This window comes from Photorhabdus temperata (genome assembly GCF_025384845.1).
Classification (GTDB): domain Bacteria; phylum Pseudomonadota; class Gammaproteobacteria; order Enterobacterales; family Enterobacteriaceae; genus Photorhabdus; species Photorhabdus temperata.
Window position 1 is genome coordinate 1 of sequence record NZ_JAJAFX010000205.1, and the last position, 677, is coordinate 677.

The window sequence follows — 677 nt, forward strand, 5'->3', positions numbered from 1 at the left end:
ATCATCCTGAGCAATCTCCTGTGACAGGGCGGTTTCAATCTCGGTGATTTGTTTAACCAGATAGTGATAATGCGCCTGTAACCGCAGTAATACCTGTACCAGATAAGGGGGAAGTTCATGTTCACCCAACACAGTGGAGAGCTGTTTTATCACAGCAATTCCCTTGGGCATACTGATGCCAAACTCAAGCAGGAAAGCCTGCATCTGGTTGGTGGTTTTCACTTTATCCCGGACCAGCGATTCCCGGACACGGTGCAGGGCTCGCATGGCTTGTTGAGCTTCCGTTCTGGGCTGAACAAACCGCATTGAAGGGCGTGAGGCGGCTTCACAGATAGCTTCGGCATCAATAAAGTCATTCTTGTTACTTTTGACGAAAGGACGAACAAACTGCGGTGAAATCAGCCTGGCCTCATGCCCCAAATCAGCGATCCGCCTTGCCATGAAATGCGCGCCAGCACAGGCTTCCATCACCACCGTTGCCGGAGAGCAGCCAGCTAAGAATTCCATCAATTTAGTTCGGGTGAATTTTTTACGTAGCAGGGCTTTCCCCGAATGATCCTGACAATGGACATGAAAGGAATGCTTGCCGAGATCGATACCAATCAGTGCGATAGTGTTCATGATGATGGCCTCTTAAAAAAATAAATCACACGCTGTCAATATATCGCTAACAGGGT

At 48.7% G+C, this 677-nt stretch carries 1 protein-coding gene; it reads right to left on the reverse strand.

All coding sequences use genetic code 11. The annotated features are described in order from the left end of the window. A partial coding sequence (locus LGZ99_RS24575; RefSeq protein ID WP_262979867.1) for an IS110 family RNA-guided transposase occupies positions 1 to 621 on the reverse strand: 621 nt, incomplete at its 3' end. Positions 622 to 677 lie beyond the last annotated feature (56 nt).